Source organism: Alkalibacillus almallahensis (assembly GCF_011761495.1).
GTDB lineage: Bacteria > Bacillota > Bacilli > Bacillales > Alkalibacillaceae > Alkalibacillus > Alkalibacillus almallahensis.
This window is the reverse complement of record NZ_JAASRU010000014.1, coordinates 15,002-31,266: the sequence shown is the minus strand read 5'-3', so window position 1 is coordinate 31,266 and position 16,265 is coordinate 15,002. Positions and strand designations below refer to the sequence as shown.

Here is a 16,265-nt window from a genome sequence, read left to right as displayed (position 1 = left end):
GGTTGGATTCTTTCTATGCTTTAAGCCTTCATAAGTATTGCCATTATATCATGGAATATCGCACTTATCCCACTAACAAGCGACAGCATCCCTGGATTTAAATCTAGGGATGCTTTTATGTTAGGACTGGTTTGTTAACTCGTCATATTCTTCACCATAATAGCGACGTGCTTTGATTTCATGGACTAAACGAATGGTCGGTTTAATCATAAATTGAAAACTAGCTAAAACGAATAAAGTCACGCCCCATACCTTCAAAGATTCAAAATAGAAAAACACACTTCCTACTAAGAACCATGCTGCAATCGTAAAATCATTGATTGTATACAACAAGTTATAAATATCTTTATAAAATCGATTATGACTTCTCATTCGTTCATCAATATAGGCTTCGCGAGACAGTTCATTAACATCAGCTAGATCTTGTTCTTGTTTTAATGCCATTTCATCAACCTCCCTCAAAATATGACATTGTCATAAGACTATATCCTTAAAGTCTTTGTTTAAAACATAGGCTTCGGCTTTGTTAAAGTCCGTTGTTGGATTGTGATCCGCTCCCGGTGGACGCTTTCCGTGGGCACGGCTCGAGCCTCCTCGGCCAAAAAGCGTGGCCTGCGGGGTCTCGAGACACGTGCTGTTCCCACTGGAGTCGCCACCTTCGCTCCTCACAATTCAACAACTAAGCGTTACATCAATTAAATAAATCAACATTATACTTTATCAGAGCGAAAACATAAAAAAATGACCGAATAATCGGCCATTCCTTTGGGTTAAGGGCTATGATTTGTTGTTGAAATAGGCTTCGGCTTTTTCTAAATAAACTTCATCGTCGGGCATCATTTCTAAATCCTCTACTATAGCTGAAACGGGGCAAACGGATACACACGCTCCACAGTTAATACAAACTTCAGGATCTATGTAAAATTGATCCCCACCATCTTCTATACAATCAACAGGGCAGACATCCACACATTCTGCTGCCTTTTCATTTTGACAAGGGCTTGTAATGACAAACGCCATATGAATTACCTCCTTCTATCCCTTCCATTTTACCTTAAACAGTCTTATCTTCAAACAAATAAAAATAAGGCCTCAGCTTAATAGCTAAGGCCTTATCGAGATAGAGTCATTATTCTTCGTCTTCGCTACTATCTTCCTCACTTGATTCTTCAGTTTGATCATCAGGGTGTTCACCTTGTAGATAGCCAAATTGGAAATTGTCATACTTCCATTCGCCGTCAACATTAACGACATTGTAAACATAGTTACCGCGATACTCTTCGCCTTCATCAATTGTCATGCTTACCTGTAGATTATCTTCCATAAGCTCTAATGAATCGACTGTTGAAGCAAGCTCTTCATCAAACAAGAACGTATAGTCCTTTTCCGCCCAAGTTAAGCTACCTTCTTCACCATCAAGTGCTTCACTCGCGACTTCATTAGCTTGTGCTTCTGTAATCGGTGCTTCATCGACTAGATGTTGAGCAAACTCATCAACTGATTCAAAGTCCGCTTCTGCACCAGCTTCATAAGATTCTTCCATGACAGCGCTATAATCACGCATCACATTTAAAGCTTGTTCTTCTAGCGAAACATCTTCTGAGCTACCATCTTCGCTACCCTCAGAACTGCTCTCTCCATCAGAACCTTCTTCATTCTCTACTTCTTCACTTCCATCTTGACTGTTTTCTTGATCTTCTGATGACTCATCTCCCCCACCATTACAAGCTGCTAATACTAGCATCGTAACAAATAGGAACATGACTAAACGTTTCATGAAACTCCTCCCAGTACTTGTTCTATTTTTCTGACAAATACTAGTCTATATATCTATGAAATCGCTGTCAATCAAAAAGTTACGTGTTACGAAATTTTTCGACATTCTTTCAAAACAATTAGAGTAAAAAGGGCTCTGCCAAATAATAACCTTGACCTTGTTCAACACCTAAATGGCGTGCTACATCCAAGTGACTGGCGGCTTCAATACCTTCAAGAATAAATTGTGTATTGGTTTCTTTACAATAACCAATCAGAGACTCAATCATTTTTTGTTTAAGCGTTGAGTAAGCCAATTCTGAGGTGAAATAACGATCCATTTTGATAATATCCGGCTCCATTTCAATCATCAATCGAAATGAAGACGACCCCTTACCTACATCATCTATCGACAATTGAAAGCCATAATCTTTCAGTTGCTGGGCAGACACTTTTAGTGCCTCAAGATTTTTAATCGCTTCTAATTCGACTAGCTCCACAATGATTTGATCAGGAGCCATATGATAATCGTTAATGAGGTTATACAAGAATGATGGGAAGTCTACTGTTGAAACTGTTGATGGTAACACATTAATACATAACACCCCAGAAGACACATCACTCTCATTAAATTGTTTAACAGCATGGCTGATGGATAGTTTATCTAGTTTAAGTAATGTCTCTGGATCTTGTATCGACCGAAAAAACTCATCAGGAGCATCAATCCACTCAGATCGTAATAATGCTTCATAACCAACAATGGTTTGACTATTTAAATTTAATATCGGCTGGAATCGGTGATAGAAGGCTTGGTAATCAATTAATTGACGGACCACATCTACTGACATGTCAACACGCTCCTTTAACTCATTAACTTGGTAACACTATTAAATACTAAAATAATTAGCCACGCAATAAAAGATATTCTAATTTAAATAAAGTCCATCAAGTATTTCCTTTGGTATACAAGCCGAAAAACGATATAATATTGGTTGGCCCTATTAATTGTGTTAGGAGGATGAACAATGGGCATCGTAGTCGTAGAAATTTGCGACGGCAACTTGATGACCGAAGTCGATTTAGAAGGTATCATTGAATCCGAATACCCTGATGTTGCGGTATTGGAAAACAGTTGCCTCAATAACTGTGGCATGTGTGCTATGCGTCCATTTGCCCTCGTTAATAATCGACGTGTCTTCGGTAAGACGCCGGAACAATGCATAGATAAAGTAAGAAAAATAATCGACGAAGAACTAGCTGCATTTAACGATGAACTTTAAATCGATTTAAATAGATGATAGGACCAAAAAGGAATGACGCATGATGACGATGGCTAGAATTTTACGAAACAGTCTCAAACTACCTAAAAAGCAGGCTTTATTTGCATTAAATCGTGAAACCATGCGCGATACAATGGTCTATCTTTTACTTTTAATGACCACTTTGTGTTTACCAGACACCATTCGAATTACGTACCGCTATTTAACCGAAGAAAGCGGAACGTCATTAGATCTGTTTATCACACAACTAATCGTACTCCTTCCGTTTATCATCATGTTCTTAACGGTGGCAGGCGTTTCCGCGCTAGCAGGACTTGCTTATATCATTCGAACGATGACAAAACGGAAACTCGCCTACCATCAATTGTGGAAAATGACAGGGTATGCTTTGACACTGCCTATATTGATCGTCATCATCATACGAATCATGGAATGGTCACACTGGCTTTTCACGCTTATTCCTTTAGGTCTGTTATATATTTTGTTATACAAAATGATTACGACTTTCCCAAAACGAAAGTCCGCTTAAACGCCTTATGACTGCAATGAGGCGTTTTTATTTATTTATAATTCTTGTTTCAATGTATGATAAAAGTGATTGAATTGGTCGATATAATGCGTTTGAATATTTTCAATTAATTCATGACGAACTTTATCCGTATGAATATATAGTGTAAGATTTTGTCTGTTCAAGGCTTTCATCCAGACTTTTTCGTCTTTAATAAACGGAAAATCCTTCGCTTCTTTAATTGCCTGTCGATGAGAATCCACAGCTATTTCCTGAGCATCCAAATAATCAATGATTGTATTTAAACCATGCTCCCATGCAACTTCGAAGAAATGAATAAACCCCGCTGCTTCCAATTCATTTTCAAAGATCTCTTCTTTGAAGGGTGCAAGCTTAATAAAACTTTGCTCAAATGTTTCAAATCGTTGCTTCCAGCGTAGTGATTTACTTGATTCCATTGTTATACTCCATTCATAATTAGTCTCATTCTATTGTAAAAGAGTAAAGCATACAAAACAAACCTCCCAACAGTGTCGGGAGGTTTATCTATAAGGTTACCGTCAACTTTGCTTTTTCGCTTCACTTCGATTAATGATTTTCGTACCAACTAAATCACCTGTTACATTAAGTGCTGTACAACCCATACCAACTAATGCATCAACTGCTGTCAATAATGCGACTGCTTCCATTGGTAAGCCTAATTGCGCAAAAACGGTGGCAATCATGACAATTCCTGCACCTGGCACACCAGCTGTACCAATAGATGCCAACGTTCCAATAATAACAATGGTTAGCACTTCAGCAATTGATAATGGTTCGCCAATTACCGTAGCAGCAAACACTGCTGATACAGCAATTCGAATCGCCGCACCATCCATATTAACGGTAGCACCAAACGGTAAACTAAAACTATATAAAGGCTGATGTAGTTGCATCTGACGAGCAGCATTTAATGTTACAGGTAACGTCCCAGAACTACTTTGAGTAACAAAGGCTGTAATCATCGGTGTTCGAGCACCTTTTAAGAATGCCAACGGTGAATGACCTGTCAATTTAATAAACACTAAATACAGTATTAATTGTACAAATAAAGCCAAGTATAATACTAAGATAAATTCACCTAAGGATGTTAATGTGTCCATCCCATGCTCAGCAACAGTTGTCGCGATAATTGCAAAGACACCAATTGGTAAATACTGAAGAACGACACGCATAATCTTAAATGTTGCTTCATTCAACGCTTCGATCACTTGATAAAGTGTTTCACCTTGTTGCTTCAAAGCATCTGACTGTCGCATGTAAGCCAACGCGACCCCAAATGTAATGGCAGTAAAAATAATACCAAGTAAGTTCAAATCATTAAACGCTGTCACAATATTTTCTGGTACGATATTCAGTAGCACACTTGCGATACCAGGATGCTCAGGTGAATCATAACTTTCATTTGGATTTAACGACATCCCTTCACCTGGCGCTAATAATAGCGCAATCGAAACACCAACTATAATAGCAACAGCAGATGTAATCGTGTAGTACCCTAATACCTTACCACCCATTCGCCCCAAATCGCGTATATTCGTTTGATTAACACCAACAATAAGTGTAAACAAAATAAGCGGTAAAATTAAAAACTTCAACAGACGAATCAACAGCTCGCCTAATGGGTTTAAGTATTGAACAACGCTTTCACCAAAAACAAGCCCCACTAAAACCCCCAATATTAAAGCAACTGATATCTTCACAATCAGTGACCCATTCCAATAAGCTCTTAACATTGATTTCATCAAGCACACCTCCAAAATCCTGAGTATTCCTATAAGAATTATTACTTAAAACATATTATGTGACCACGTTTGATTTGTCAAACATTGAAATCATTAAGCATAATAATAGACTTTCACTTATATATTTGTTTACGTTAGACATAGATTGAATGAAGAAAGGATGAGACAAATGAAAGTATTAGTTGTCGGAGCAAACGGTCAAATCGGAAAACATTTAGTACAATTCATCCAAGATCATGATGGTCTGCAAGCAAAAGCCATGATTCGTAAACAAGAACAAGCAAGCTATTTTGAAGATTTAGGGGCAGAAGTTGCTCTTGTAGATTTAGAAGATAATATCAAAGCAATTCAAAAAGCAGCAGACGACGTCGATGCTGTCGTTTTCACAGCTGGTTCAGGACCACATACAGGCAAAGATAAGACGATGATGATTGATTTAGATGGGGCCGTAAAAACAATTGAAGCGACAAAGGCAGCGGGCGTCAAACGTTTTGTAATGATCAGCTCATTTGATACAACTCGTGAAGCGATTCAAGAAGCGCCCGAGTCATTCTCACCATATGTTGCAGCGAAACATTACGCAGATGTTTGGTTACGTGATTCAGGCTTAGATTACACGATTATTCATCCAGGACGTTTAACCAATGACGAAGGAACTGGCAAAGTAAGTCTCTCTGAACAAACACAACCTGATCAAGTGGCACGTGAAGACATTGCTCGCGTGATTTTATCCAGCTTGGTTCATGACAGTACAGTTGGTCAAGAATTCCAAGTCGTCCAAGGTGACAAAGAGATTGATCAGGCTATTCAATCCTTAAACTAATAGATAATTAAGGCGATCGTAACTAGTTACGATCGCCTTTTCTTTTACAAAATCGATTTTAGTATTGTTAAATCCTCACCTTGATAATCGAGTGATAACCCTAATTCCTCTTCAGGGCCGTCAGTTCGGTTAATCCAAGCTGTTTGAAAACCGGCATTTTTGGCCCCAGCAATATCCCAACCATTCGATGACACAAATAAGACTTCCTCATTGCTGACGTTCAACTGATCAGTAACAATTTGATACGAACTAATCGTTGGCTTAAAATGACCTGCTAAATCGACGCTTAATACAGCATCTAAATCACCATGTATGCCTGACCCATTCAACAATCCTTCAAGCATATTGTCTGTACCGTTTGAAAATACAGCAAGCTGGTATCCCTTTTCACGCAAGTAAGTTAAGACAGATTGTGTTTCACCGTATAATGTCAGTTGCTGATAAGCAGTCATTAACTGTCGGCGTGACTCCTCTGTTAAATCCTCACCCACTGAATTCACAGCGTATACTAACGCGCGCTCTGTAATGTCATCAAACTGCACGTCATGTCCCATGAGCTCATGCAAGAACATATACTGAAGCTGCTTTTCGCGCCACACTTGGCTGATTTCACTCCCCTTATTAGGAAAGACGCTCTCACATTGATCTTGAACAGATTGCACATCAAATAGCGTTCCATACACATCGAATACGACCGTTTGAGTCATCCTTATTCAATCCTCCTCTCAATCAAAAACAGAGGACCACCAACTTGATGATCCTCTTCCACACTAAATTAAGCTTTCTTCCATTCAACCTGCATATCAATATTCGCAGCCTCTAGTGCTGTAAAAACTGGGCAACGTGCATCAACTGTTTCTTGAAGATCCTTCACACGCGTTTCTGACTCAGTCGTATGCACATCTGCCTCAACTATAACCGTTTGAAAATACGGTTGTACGTCGGATTTCCCCATCATGCCGTCAGAATCTAGTTCTCCTGTCACGCGAAAATCAATCCCTTGTAAGTCAAAATTCATTTCTTGAGCGACCATGTTCGCAATCACATTTTCACAACCTGCTAAGGATGCTAGTAGCGTAGCTAACGGATTAGGTCCCTCATCTGAACCACCCATTTTCGGCGGTTCGTCTATCACAATATTATGATTACCTGACTGTGTAACAGATTTCATTCCAGAAGCTTGTGTTTCAATTTTTTCAACCATTTTACCCATCATTAATCCCTCCTAACTCTTTTCTTTCCCCATTTCACTAATAAAATAACCGATCCGAGAATATCTCTTTGAAAATCATACGCCATATATTTAATCATTTTTGCTAAAAGCCGTGTTCTGTTTTATAACCTCTAAACATGTTACGATATTCTAAGTGTTTAACTATTTCAAAATCGGAGAGAATTTATGACACAAAATGAATCCCTATCACCATTAAAACTATTTCTATTTTCGTTTTACGCGACACATACGATTATATTAAGCTACATACCTCTCTATCTACAAGAAGGATTGAAACTATCTGGAACAGAAATTGGTTGGGTGCTCGCCATCGGGCCACTCGCAGCCCTGATTTCCGAACCATTCTGGGGTTATGTCAGTGATAAGCTTAAAACCGTTAAAAGAATTGTAGTCTTATTATTAATCATACTTCTTCCCGTCAGTATGGTCTTTTTCAATGTTTATAGTTTAGCCCTTATCTTATTATTTGCCTTTTTACTCTATTTCTTCTCGGCACCAATCACAGCATTCGGAGATAGCTTATCACAAAGACGAGCAGATGAACTCCATATTTCATTTGGGTCGATTAGAATGTGGGGCTCAATCGGATTCGCGGTATCTTCTCTTGCTGTTGGCCAATATTTAACATGGACCAACATTGAAAACATCATCTGGCCGTATTTGTTATTCGGCGCATTCGCATTAATCGTCGCGTTCAGATTAACTGATGCTGAACCTGCGAAAGAATCTGTCAATCTCAAGAGTGTTAAACAACTGTTCAAGAACGGGAAGCTCATGACTTTCCTTGTCTTGATTATGTTTATCACGATCACACATCGTACGAGTGACAGCTATATCGGTATTTATATTGCAGAATTAGGTGGAACGGAAAGTTTAGTCGGTATTTCGTGGTTTGTCGGTGTCATCAGTGAAGCAGCGATTTTTGCGACAGCAGGCTATTGGTTCCGTAAATATAAAACGCTATTCTTCATCATAGCAGCTGGCCTTCTATATACGATTCGTTGGTTTCTATTCGGGATTATCCATGACCCTTGGATTGTCATCTCACTACAGTTTATGCATGGCCTAACATTCGCTGTTATGTACTTAACGGCTTTCGATTATATCACTCGTCTCATCCCTAAAGTCGTCCAAGGTACAGGGCATTTAATGTTCCACACCGTCTTTTTCGGCGTTTCTGGTATCATTGGCTCTCTTATGGGCGGTTCGATTATTGATTACTATGATGCGAATATGCTTTATACGATATTAGGTTTCTTGGCATTAGTGGGTACAGTTTCCCTCTCAATTTTTCATTTGGTTTTAGAAAAAAGAACCGCTTAATTCAAACGAACTCATGAATGCGTATTATAGCGGAAAATTGTGAAATCCCCTTCTTATCGTCTTTAAGAAGGGGATTTTTATCACTCTTTTTACTCTTTTCGTTGATCGAAGTCATCTGGATTTAATTCATCTGTTATATCATCATTTCGGTCATTAATTGGTTGACCTGTTTCTTCGTCAAAGTCATCTGGATTTAGTTCATCTGCCATTTCTTCTCTTGCCTTCTCTTGCTTAATCCGCTCTCTTTCGCGCTCATAATCAGGAGCCAATTCATCTGACACCTCCGTTTGTAATTGATGTGGTTTACTTTACTTCACTCCTTTCGTTGCGATTAGTTTGCATGGTACCTAGCAAAATATGCATGTAGTGATTAGCCATTAACCACTGTTAAACGCAAGCACCATTTTGTTTTTATAACTTGATACTAATATAAAAAGACGACACGCCTTGATCATGACGTGTCGTCTTAAGGAATAGACTTGGTTTTAATTTTTAATAAGCATAATGTATACCATTAATCATTCAAATCATACACTTTACCTTTTACCAAATAGATAATGCCTTCTGAAATATTCGTCGTGTGGTCAGCGACACGTTCTAAGAAACGGCAAATAAAGGCTAATTGGGTGATTTGAGCAATTTGCTCGGGATGTTTTGCCATCATTTCCATTAGCTCTTGAACAATCTTTCCATACATTTCATCTACTTGATCATCAGTGTCGGCTACTTTTTGTGCTTGGACCAAATCTTCTGAAGCATAAGCATTTAACACATCTTCTACCATCTCTTGAGTAATCGTTGCCATGCGCGGTATATCTTCTAGTGGCTTAACGAGTGGCTCATCGCCTATACGGATGACTGATTTAGCAATATTGACAGCCAAATCACCAATTCTCTCTAGGTCCGTTGTGATTTTTAACGTAGAGATTAAGCGTCTCAAGTCAGAAGCTAATGGTTGTTCTTTAGCAATTAGCCAAATTGTTTCTTCATTAATCGTTTCTTCTAAATGATTGATCTTGTCATCTTCGTCAATGACTTTTAGTGCCTGATCAACATCTTGGTTTTGTAAGGCTAGAATGGATTGATTAATCGCCTTTTGTGCTAGTTGACCCATCTCAACTAGCAGACTATTCAAATGATCAAGTTGTTCAGTAAAATTCTCTCTTGCCATAGCTTGCACCTCCGCTATTTAGCCGAATCGACCCGTAATATAATCTTCTGTACGTTGATCAGACGGATTGGAAAATAATTGGTTCGTATCATCATATTCGATCACTTCACCGTTTAAAAAGAAGGCTGTTTTGTCTGATATACGTGCAGCTTGTTGCATATTATGCGTGACAATTACAATACTGTACTCCTCTTTCAATGACTGAACTAATTCTTCTATTTTTAATGTCGAAATCGGGTCTAAGGCAGAAGTCGGCTCATCCATCAAAATGACATCAGGTTCAATCGCAAGGGATCTAGCGATACAAAGACGTTGTTGCTGACCACCTGATAAGCCAAATGCATTTTCATGAAGACGATCTTTCACTTCATCCCATAAAGCCGCACTTTTGAGTGACTTTTCGACAATACTATCAAGCGTTTGTTTATCCTTAATACCATGAATTTTCGGGCCATAGACAACATTCTCATAAATGGATTTCGGGAATGGATTCGGCTTTTGAAATACCATGCCAACATTCGTTCTTAATTCTTCAACTTGATATTTCGGGTCAAAGATATTCTTGTTTTTATAGTTAATCGAACCTGCCATCTTAACGACAGGCACCATTTCTACCATGCGATTTAACGATTTGATAAAGGTCGATTTCCCGCAACCAGATGGGCCGATAATAGCTGTGACTTGGTTTTGAGGGATATCAAACGTCACATCTTTCAAAGCATGGTCTTGCCCATACCAAAGATTAAATTGATTAACCGAGTAGATTGCATCATGTTTAACGGCTGTTTGTTGCGCTTGTGCCATACAATAACCTCCTTAGTAACGTTTCGAGAACTTATTACGAATGTAGATCGCAATCGAGTTCATGATGATCAGTAAGAATAGGAGAACCAAAATACCTGACGCAGCGACGAGATGGAACTCTTCTTGCGGCCGTCCTGTCCAATTAAAGATCTGAATCGGCATGACCGTAAATCCGTCCCACACATTCTCAGGCAGATAAGCAATAAATGTGAGTGCCCCAATCATCAGTAACGGTGCCGTCTCACCAATCGCACGGGATAAAGCCAAAATACTTCCCGTCAAAATCCCTGGAATCGCAGACGGTAAGACAATCCGACGAACCGTTTGCCATTTACTAGCCCCCATCGCGAACGAAGCTTCATATTGATCATTGGGTACTGATCGAATTGCTTCTTGGGCTGCAACAACAATAATAGGCAAGATTAGTAGACTTAGGGTTAATCCACCTGCCATAATACTGCGCCCCATTTCCATTAGTCGGACGAAAAAGGTTAAGCCTAATAACCCGAATACGACAGACGGAACGCCTGCTAGATTAGAAATGTTCATCTGAATAAATCGTGTAAATCTATTGTCTTTTGCATATTCTTCTAAATAAATGGCCGTGCCTACACCTAAAAAGATGGAGACTGGCGCTACGATTACCATGAGCCATAAAGAACCGACAATGGCTGCCTTAAACCCAGCTTCTTCTGGAAAGCGTGACGCAAAACTTGTTAGAAAGTCCCAATCTAAGTGCGTAAACCCCTGTGTTATAACCCGTATAATTAATACACCTAGTACTAATATGCTAAAGACAATACACATAAAGAAAAGGGCTTTTAATAATTTATTTTGAAAGGTTCGTTTACCCATTTGACGTTGAATTAATTGTTTATCAATTGATGACATTTAGTATTCCTCCCTAAACTTACGGGAAATGTATTGGGATAATAAGTTCATGAGTAACGTAAACATAAAGAGTGTCATACCGACCGCATAAATACTGTAATAAATGGTTGAACCATATCCCGCATCGCCAAGGCTAACCTGAACAATATATGCCGTCATCGTTTGGATCGATTCCGTTGGGTCAGCCGTAAATTTCGGTGTTGAACCAGCTGCAACCGCAACAATCATCGTTTCGCCAATAGCACGTGAGATTGCTAAAACAAACGAGGAAATCACACCAGATAAAGCCCCAGGTAGCACAACTTTTAAGGCGACTTCGAGACGGGTTGCCCCCATCGCGAATGCTCCTTCACGAATATGGTTTGGCACCGCCCGCATCGCGTCTTCAGATAACGACGCTACCATTGGAATAATCATGATCCCGACAACAATTCCACCACTTAACGCATTAAAAATTGATAAATCAGAGAAATATAGATTTTTTATTAGTGGCGTCACAAATGTCAAGGCAAAGAAACCATAAACAATGGTCGGAATTCCTGCTAGTACTTCTAAGATCGGTTTAACAATTTGGCGAACTCGTTCTGTCGCATACTCACTCAAGTAAAGTGCTGCCCCAAGTCCTATTGGAATAGCAACAACCATAGCAATCGCCGTAATTAATAACGTCCCAGCTATTAGCGATAGCACCCCGTAGGAAGGATCTGCTTCATAAAATGGATACCATTCAGTTGAAGTGAAGAACTCAACAATACTCACTCTTTGGAAGAACGTGACGGTTTCAACTAGTAGTGTGATAACAATACCAATGGTCGTTAAAACCGAAATAATCGCTGTCATAAGCAAAACAATTGGAATGACCTTCTCCATGATACTGCCTATATTTTTATTTGATTGTTTCTCTTGGATTAATTCTCGAGTTGATTTCATCTAGCATACTCCTCAACTGTCTTAACATATAAACGAATATAAAGAGGGCATGCCCCCTTATATTCGTTTGATCAAGATCTGTTAAATAGTTTATTATCTTAGACTATCAATCTTTTCTTGTGCTTCTTGATAATGATCTTCAGAAAATCCGACATAACCGACTTCTTCAGCTAATGTTCCTGCATTGTCTAACGTGTACGTTAAGAACTCATATACTGCATCATTCTGTACTGACTCATTCGCAACATAAATGTACATTGGGCGGGAAAGCGGTTCATACTCACCTGATTGTATAGTTTCTTGACTTGGTTTTACAGCTTCGCCATCACCATTAACAACTGGTACAACGTTTAAATCTTCTTTATTTTCAAGGTAATAAGCGTAACCAAAGTAAGCAATTCCATTCTTGTCACCTGTGACCCCGTTAACTAAGACGTTATCATCTTCTGATAAAGCCGCATCACGTTTAATCTGATTCTCACCTAATACAACTTCACTGAAGTAATCGTAAGTGCCTGAATCCGTTCCTGGACTAAAGAATGCGATTTCTTCATCTGGCCACTCTTCGTTTACATCAGACCATTTTGTGACATCAGAACCTTCAGACCAAATCTGTTTCAATTGCTCAATGGTTAACTCTTCAACCCAGTCGTTTTCTTTGTTTACAACGACTGATAAACCATCTAATGCTATTTCAATTTCTGTGTAATCAATGCCGTTTTCTTCAAGTGCGCTTTTCTCCTCTTCTTTAATTGAACGAGATGCATTACTAATATCCGTTTCACCGTTGATGAATTTCTCAAATCCACCACCACTACCAGATACACCAACTGTTACACGTATATCTTCGTGTGATTTTTGGAATTCTTCTGAGACAGCCTCCATAATTGGGAAAACCGTAGATGATCCATCAATTGCAACATCACCTGACGCGGTTTCAGCTGCTTCACTCGTGTTATCACCTGAATTTTCGCTTGATCCATTGCCACTTCCATCACCATTTCCACATGCAGCGATTAGAAGTAAACCAACCAACATGAATAAACTCAACATTTTCTTTTGCATCGTTCAAAACCCCCTCTTAGTTTTCATAAATGTTTGAACAATTTAAGCGTATAACACTATTCAGAAAAATAACATTAAGTGCGTGTAAAGGTTCAGTAAAGGTTTTGTAAAGCCACTGAAATAACTGATATGGCGCTTTTCTCATAAAAAAAGCCTTACGAGTATAGAAACTCATAAGGCTTGAATACTTTAATATTTTATGAAGATGAAACAGATGGACGCATGTTAGAGGTAACATCATCGTGTCGTTTCATTGAAATACCAGTAAATCCGTAAATAATCGTGATGATCGGACAAAGCAAGCAGAAAAATGCAAACGGAAGATATGATAACACGGGAACGCCAAGAACACTCGCCATAAACACACCACTAACACCATATGGAATCAATGGATTAATAACTGTACCGCTAGATTCTAAGACTTTCGATAAATGTTTCCCTTCATAACCCATTTCCTGATAACGACTTGCGTACGCTTCACCCGGTAGAATAACCGACATATATTGCTCACCAAGCGTTAAATTAATACCTATACCAGTCAGAACGGTTGAAAGGACTGCTCTACCTCGTGTTTCAACCCATTTATGAATCGAGACCATTAATGAGTGAATGACGTTTAACTCAGATAAGATACCACCCATTGATAATGCGAGTAATAGCAAGGAAACAGCCCACATCATGCTCTGAATCCCGCCACGATTAAGGATCGAATCAACTTGCTCATTGCCTGTTGATGTTTCGAAACCAGCTTGAACGACGGTCATCCATTCTGAGATATTGACTGATCCCGCCTGTAGTACAAGTGAAGCGAGAAAACCACTCACAATTCCTAACAAAATCGTTGGAATCGCTGGAAACTTTTTCACGGCTGCCAAGAGCATTAGTAGTGCTGGGATAATCGCGATCCAGTGCACAGTCGTCTCCGTTTGAAAAACTTGGATTAACGATTCAACTTGGCCAATATTCGCTTGTGTCGAATCAAATTTTAAGAACGTAAATATAAGTGCTGTAATCACAAAAGCTGGAATGGTCGTCCAAAGCATGTGTCGAATGTGTTCGAATAAATCCACTTGACTCACAGATGATGCTAAGTTCGTCGTATCAGACATTGGGCTCATCTTATCACCGAACATAGCCCCAGACACAATCGCACCTGCTGCCATCGCTAAATTCACATCAAGTGCTGTCGCAATAGCGATAAAAGCGACACCAATCGTTGACACCGTTGTAAAAGAACTGCCGACAAACACTGCAATAATCGATGTCACAATAAATACACTGACTAAGAAATAATCGACCGAGATAATATTAAAGCTGTACGTAATTAATGTTGGTATTGTTCCAGACTTCATCCAAACAGCGATTAATACGCCAATCAATAAGAAAATAATCACAGGTACAATCCCTGATTGCACGCCCTTGACCATGCCATTTTCGATCGCTTTCCATTCAAATCGCCGTAATTTCGCCCAAACAATTAACCCCATAATAATGAATAGGATTGGCACATGCGGGTCTGCTCCAAACGATACGAGCGACACCCCGATAATCGCTAACATCGATAATAAAATTAATGCCGCTTCCCAACCTGGAATACGGAAATCATGTTGATCTCCCATTATGAACTCCCCTTTATAAACTTAATCACTTAAACGCTTAAACGCTTTTATCTAAAAAAGTATTTAAACTGTATCATACATGGGTAACATATTCCCTGTCAATATATTTTTTCTGCTAAAGTCCGTTGTTGATATTGTGATCCGCTACCGGTGGACGCTTTCCGCAGGCACGGCTCGAGCCTCCTCGGCCAAAAAGCGTGGCCTGCGGGGTCTCGAGACACGTGCTGTTCCTGTGACGGCCTGGACGGCCTAATGTCGACGTTGGTCACAGGACGTGACCGCTTTTAGTCGACCAGGAGTCGCCACCTTCGCTTCTCACAATCCAACAACTAAGTGCAAAACCATGCATTAACAATACTAAACTTTAACAAGGGCTTTAGATTATTGTTAAGCGCCTAAATCTACTTTTCTATTCCATTCGTGATACGATGAATCTAACAGGTATTTATAAAGGTGGGATAAGATGAAAAGTGAAGAACAATATTTTAACGAAGCTGAATCGATTCAAAGTTATATGGAAAACATGAGTCAACTGAAAGACAAAAGCTATAGCGTCTATGAATATTTTACATTACCAGATCAAGAGTTAGCCCATACATTACGTGAACAGTCCCTTCATCTTCTCGTGATTACAGAAGACTGGTGTGGGGATGCGATGATGATCAATCCGATTATTCGCCAAGTGGCTGAAGCAGCCAATATCGATATGCGCGTTGTTTTACGTGACTCAGAGACCGAATTGATTGATCGACATTTAACTAACGGCAGTCGCTCAATTCCAATTATTTTAGCCCTTAATGAAAACGGTGAAGTGATTGGTAAGTGGGGACCTCGCTCACCAAAAGCGCAGGCACTCGTTGATGAATATGCGGCGGCATTACCTGATAAAGATGACCCTGAATTTCAAGCAGCTCAAAAAGATATGATTAAAGCTTTAACACGTCGTTTCACGAGTGACGAAGCTTTATGGCATGACGTGTATGATAGCTTTAAACAAACCGTTCAACAATCCATTCATGATAAGCAAAGTCGTTAATACAAAAAGCCAGAACGATTTCAATGTTGAAACCGTTCTGGC

20 protein-coding genes are annotated in these 16,265 nt (G+C 39.3%); 5 read left to right on the top strand and 15 right to left on the bottom strand.

What is annotated here, in order from left to right; all coding sequences use genetic code 11:
- Positions 1-120: 120 nt before the first annotated feature.
- The 4 genes from FHR85_RS11845 to FHR85_RS11830 form a co-directional block, all read right to left on the bottom strand.
- Positions 121-444, bottom strand: a complete 324-nt coding sequence (locus FHR85_RS11845) for a YrhK family protein (RefSeq protein WP_167263530.1) — start codon at positions 442-444, stop codon at positions 121-123.
- A gap of 333 nt (positions 445-777) precedes the next feature.
- Complete coding sequence (locus FHR85_RS11840) at positions 778-1,020, bottom strand: indolepyruvate ferredoxin oxidoreductase subunit alpha (RefSeq protein ID WP_167263528.1); 243 nt, start codon at positions 1,018-1,020, stop codon at positions 778-780.
- Positions 1,021-1,129: 109 nt separating this feature from the next.
- Positions 1,130-1,777, bottom strand: a complete 648-nt coding sequence (locus tag FHR85_RS11835; RefSeq protein ID WP_167263526.1) for a hypothetical protein — start codon at positions 1,775-1,777, stop codon at positions 1,130-1,132.
- 118 nt (positions 1,778-1,895) lie between these two features.
- The gene (locus tag FHR85_RS11830) at positions 1,896-2,603 is read right to left on the bottom strand and encodes an EAL domain-containing protein (RefSeq protein WP_167263524.1); all 708 of its coding nucleotides are present in this window, start codon (positions 2,601-2,603) and stop codon (positions 1,896-1,898) included.
- 177 nt (positions 2,604-2,780) lie between these two features.
- Between FHR85_RS11830 and FHR85_RS11825 the strand changes: the two genes are divergently transcribed.
- Both FHR85_RS11825 and FHR85_RS11820 read left to right on the top strand, forming a co-directional pair.
- On the top strand, positions 2,781-3,035 hold the full coding sequence (locus FHR85_RS11825) for a YuzB family protein (protein ID WP_167263522.1): 255 nt from the start codon (positions 2,781-2,783) through the stop codon (positions 3,033-3,035).
- A gap of 49 nt (positions 3,036-3,084) precedes the next feature.
- Positions 3,085-3,564: a DUF1189 family protein gene (locus FHR85_RS11820; protein ID WP_167263520.1), complete on the top strand. Its 480-nt coding sequence runs from the start codon at positions 3,085-3,087 to the stop codon at positions 3,562-3,564.
- Positions 3,565-3,599: 35 nt separating this feature from the next.
- Here the strand turns inward: FHR85_RS11820 and FHR85_RS11815 are convergent, their stop codons facing one another.
- Entirely contained in the window at positions 3,600-4,001 is a 402-nt protein-coding gene (locus tag FHR85_RS11815; RefSeq protein WP_167263518.1) for a nucleotidyltransferase substrate binding protein, read from the bottom strand.
- Positions 4,002-4,103: 102 nt separating this feature from the next.
- Complete coding sequence (locus FHR85_RS11810) at positions 4,104-5,327, bottom strand: dicarboxylate/amino acid:cation symporter (RefSeq protein WP_167263516.1); 1,224 nt, start codon at positions 5,325-5,327, stop codon at positions 4,104-4,106.
- A 169-nt stretch (positions 5,328-5,496) separates the two neighbouring features.
- Between FHR85_RS11810 and FHR85_RS11805 the strand changes: the two genes are divergently transcribed.
- A complete protein-coding gene (locus tag FHR85_RS11805) occupies positions 5,497-6,150 on the top strand; it encodes an SDR family oxidoreductase (RefSeq protein ID WP_167263514.1) in 654 nt (217 codons plus the stop codon).
- 44 nt (positions 6,151-6,194) lie between these two features.
- Here FHR85_RS11805 and FHR85_RS11800 read toward each other — a convergent pair whose 3' ends face one another.
- Entirely contained in the window at positions 6,195-6,857 is a 663-nt protein-coding gene (locus tag FHR85_RS11800) for a haloacid dehalogenase type II (RefSeq protein ID WP_167263512.1), read from the bottom strand.
- Between the two features lie 68 nt (positions 6,858-6,925).
- Positions 6,926-7,363 carry an OsmC family protein gene (locus tag FHR85_RS11795; RefSeq protein ID WP_167263510.1) on the bottom strand — a complete coding sequence of 146 codons (438 nt, stop codon included), beginning with the start codon at positions 7,361-7,363 and terminating at the stop codon, positions 6,926-6,928.
- Positions 7,364-7,549: 186 nt separating this feature from the next.
- On the opposite strand from FHR85_RS11795, the gene FHR85_RS11790 reads away from it, so the two are divergent.
- Complete coding sequence (locus FHR85_RS11790; protein ID WP_167263508.1) at positions 7,550-8,707, top strand: MFS transporter; 1,158 nt, start codon at positions 7,550-7,552, stop codon at positions 8,705-8,707.
- An 89-nt stretch (positions 8,708-8,796) separates the two neighbouring features.
- Here the strand turns inward: FHR85_RS11790 and FHR85_RS11785 are convergent, their stop codons facing one another.
- The 7 genes from FHR85_RS11785 to nhaC form a co-directional block, all read right to left on the bottom strand.
- Entirely contained in the window at positions 8,797-8,976 is a 180-nt protein-coding gene (locus FHR85_RS11785) for a hypothetical protein (protein WP_167263506.1), read from the bottom strand.
- Positions 8,977-9,221: 245 nt separating this feature from the next.
- The gene (phoU, locus tag FHR85_RS11780) at positions 9,222-9,878 is read right to left on the bottom strand and encodes a phosphate signaling complex protein PhoU (protein ID WP_167263504.1); all 657 of its coding nucleotides are present in this window, start codon (positions 9,876-9,878) and stop codon (positions 9,222-9,224) included.
- An 18-nt stretch (positions 9,879-9,896) separates the two neighbouring features.
- The gene (gene pstB, locus FHR85_RS11775) at positions 9,897-10,682 is read right to left on the bottom strand and encodes a phosphate ABC transporter ATP-binding protein PstB (protein ID WP_167263502.1); all 786 of its coding nucleotides are present in this window, start codon (positions 10,680-10,682) and stop codon (positions 9,897-9,899) included.
- A 12-nt stretch (positions 10,683-10,694) separates the two neighbouring features.
- Positions 10,695-11,573: a phosphate ABC transporter permease PstA gene (gene pstA, locus FHR85_RS11770; RefSeq protein WP_167263500.1), complete on the bottom strand. Its 879-nt coding sequence runs from the start codon at positions 11,571-11,573 to the stop codon at positions 10,695-10,697.
- Positions 11,574-12,503 (bottom strand): phosphate ABC transporter permease subunit PstC, encoded by a 930-nt coding sequence (gene pstC / locus FHR85_RS11765; RefSeq protein ID WP_167263498.1) that lies wholly within the window; start codon positions 12,501-12,503, stop codon positions 11,574-11,576. It abuts the gene before it with no gap.
- Between the two features lie 93 nt (positions 12,504-12,596).
- Entirely contained in the window at positions 12,597-13,568 is a 972-nt protein-coding gene (locus tag FHR85_RS11760) for a PstS family phosphate ABC transporter substrate-binding protein (protein WP_167263496.1), read from the bottom strand.
- A 197-nt stretch (positions 13,569-13,765) separates the two neighbouring features.
- Entirely contained in the window at positions 13,766-15,187 is a 1,422-nt protein-coding gene (gene nhaC, locus FHR85_RS11755; protein WP_167263494.1) for a Na+/H+ antiporter NhaC, read from the bottom strand.
- Positions 15,188-15,650: 463 nt separating this feature from the next.
- Between nhaC and FHR85_RS11750 the strand changes: the two genes are divergently transcribed.
- On the top strand, positions 15,651-16,223 hold the full coding sequence (locus tag FHR85_RS11750; RefSeq protein ID WP_167263492.1) for a thioredoxin family protein: 573 nt from the start codon (positions 15,651-15,653) through the stop codon (positions 16,221-16,223).
- Positions 16,224-16,265 lie beyond the last annotated feature (42 nt).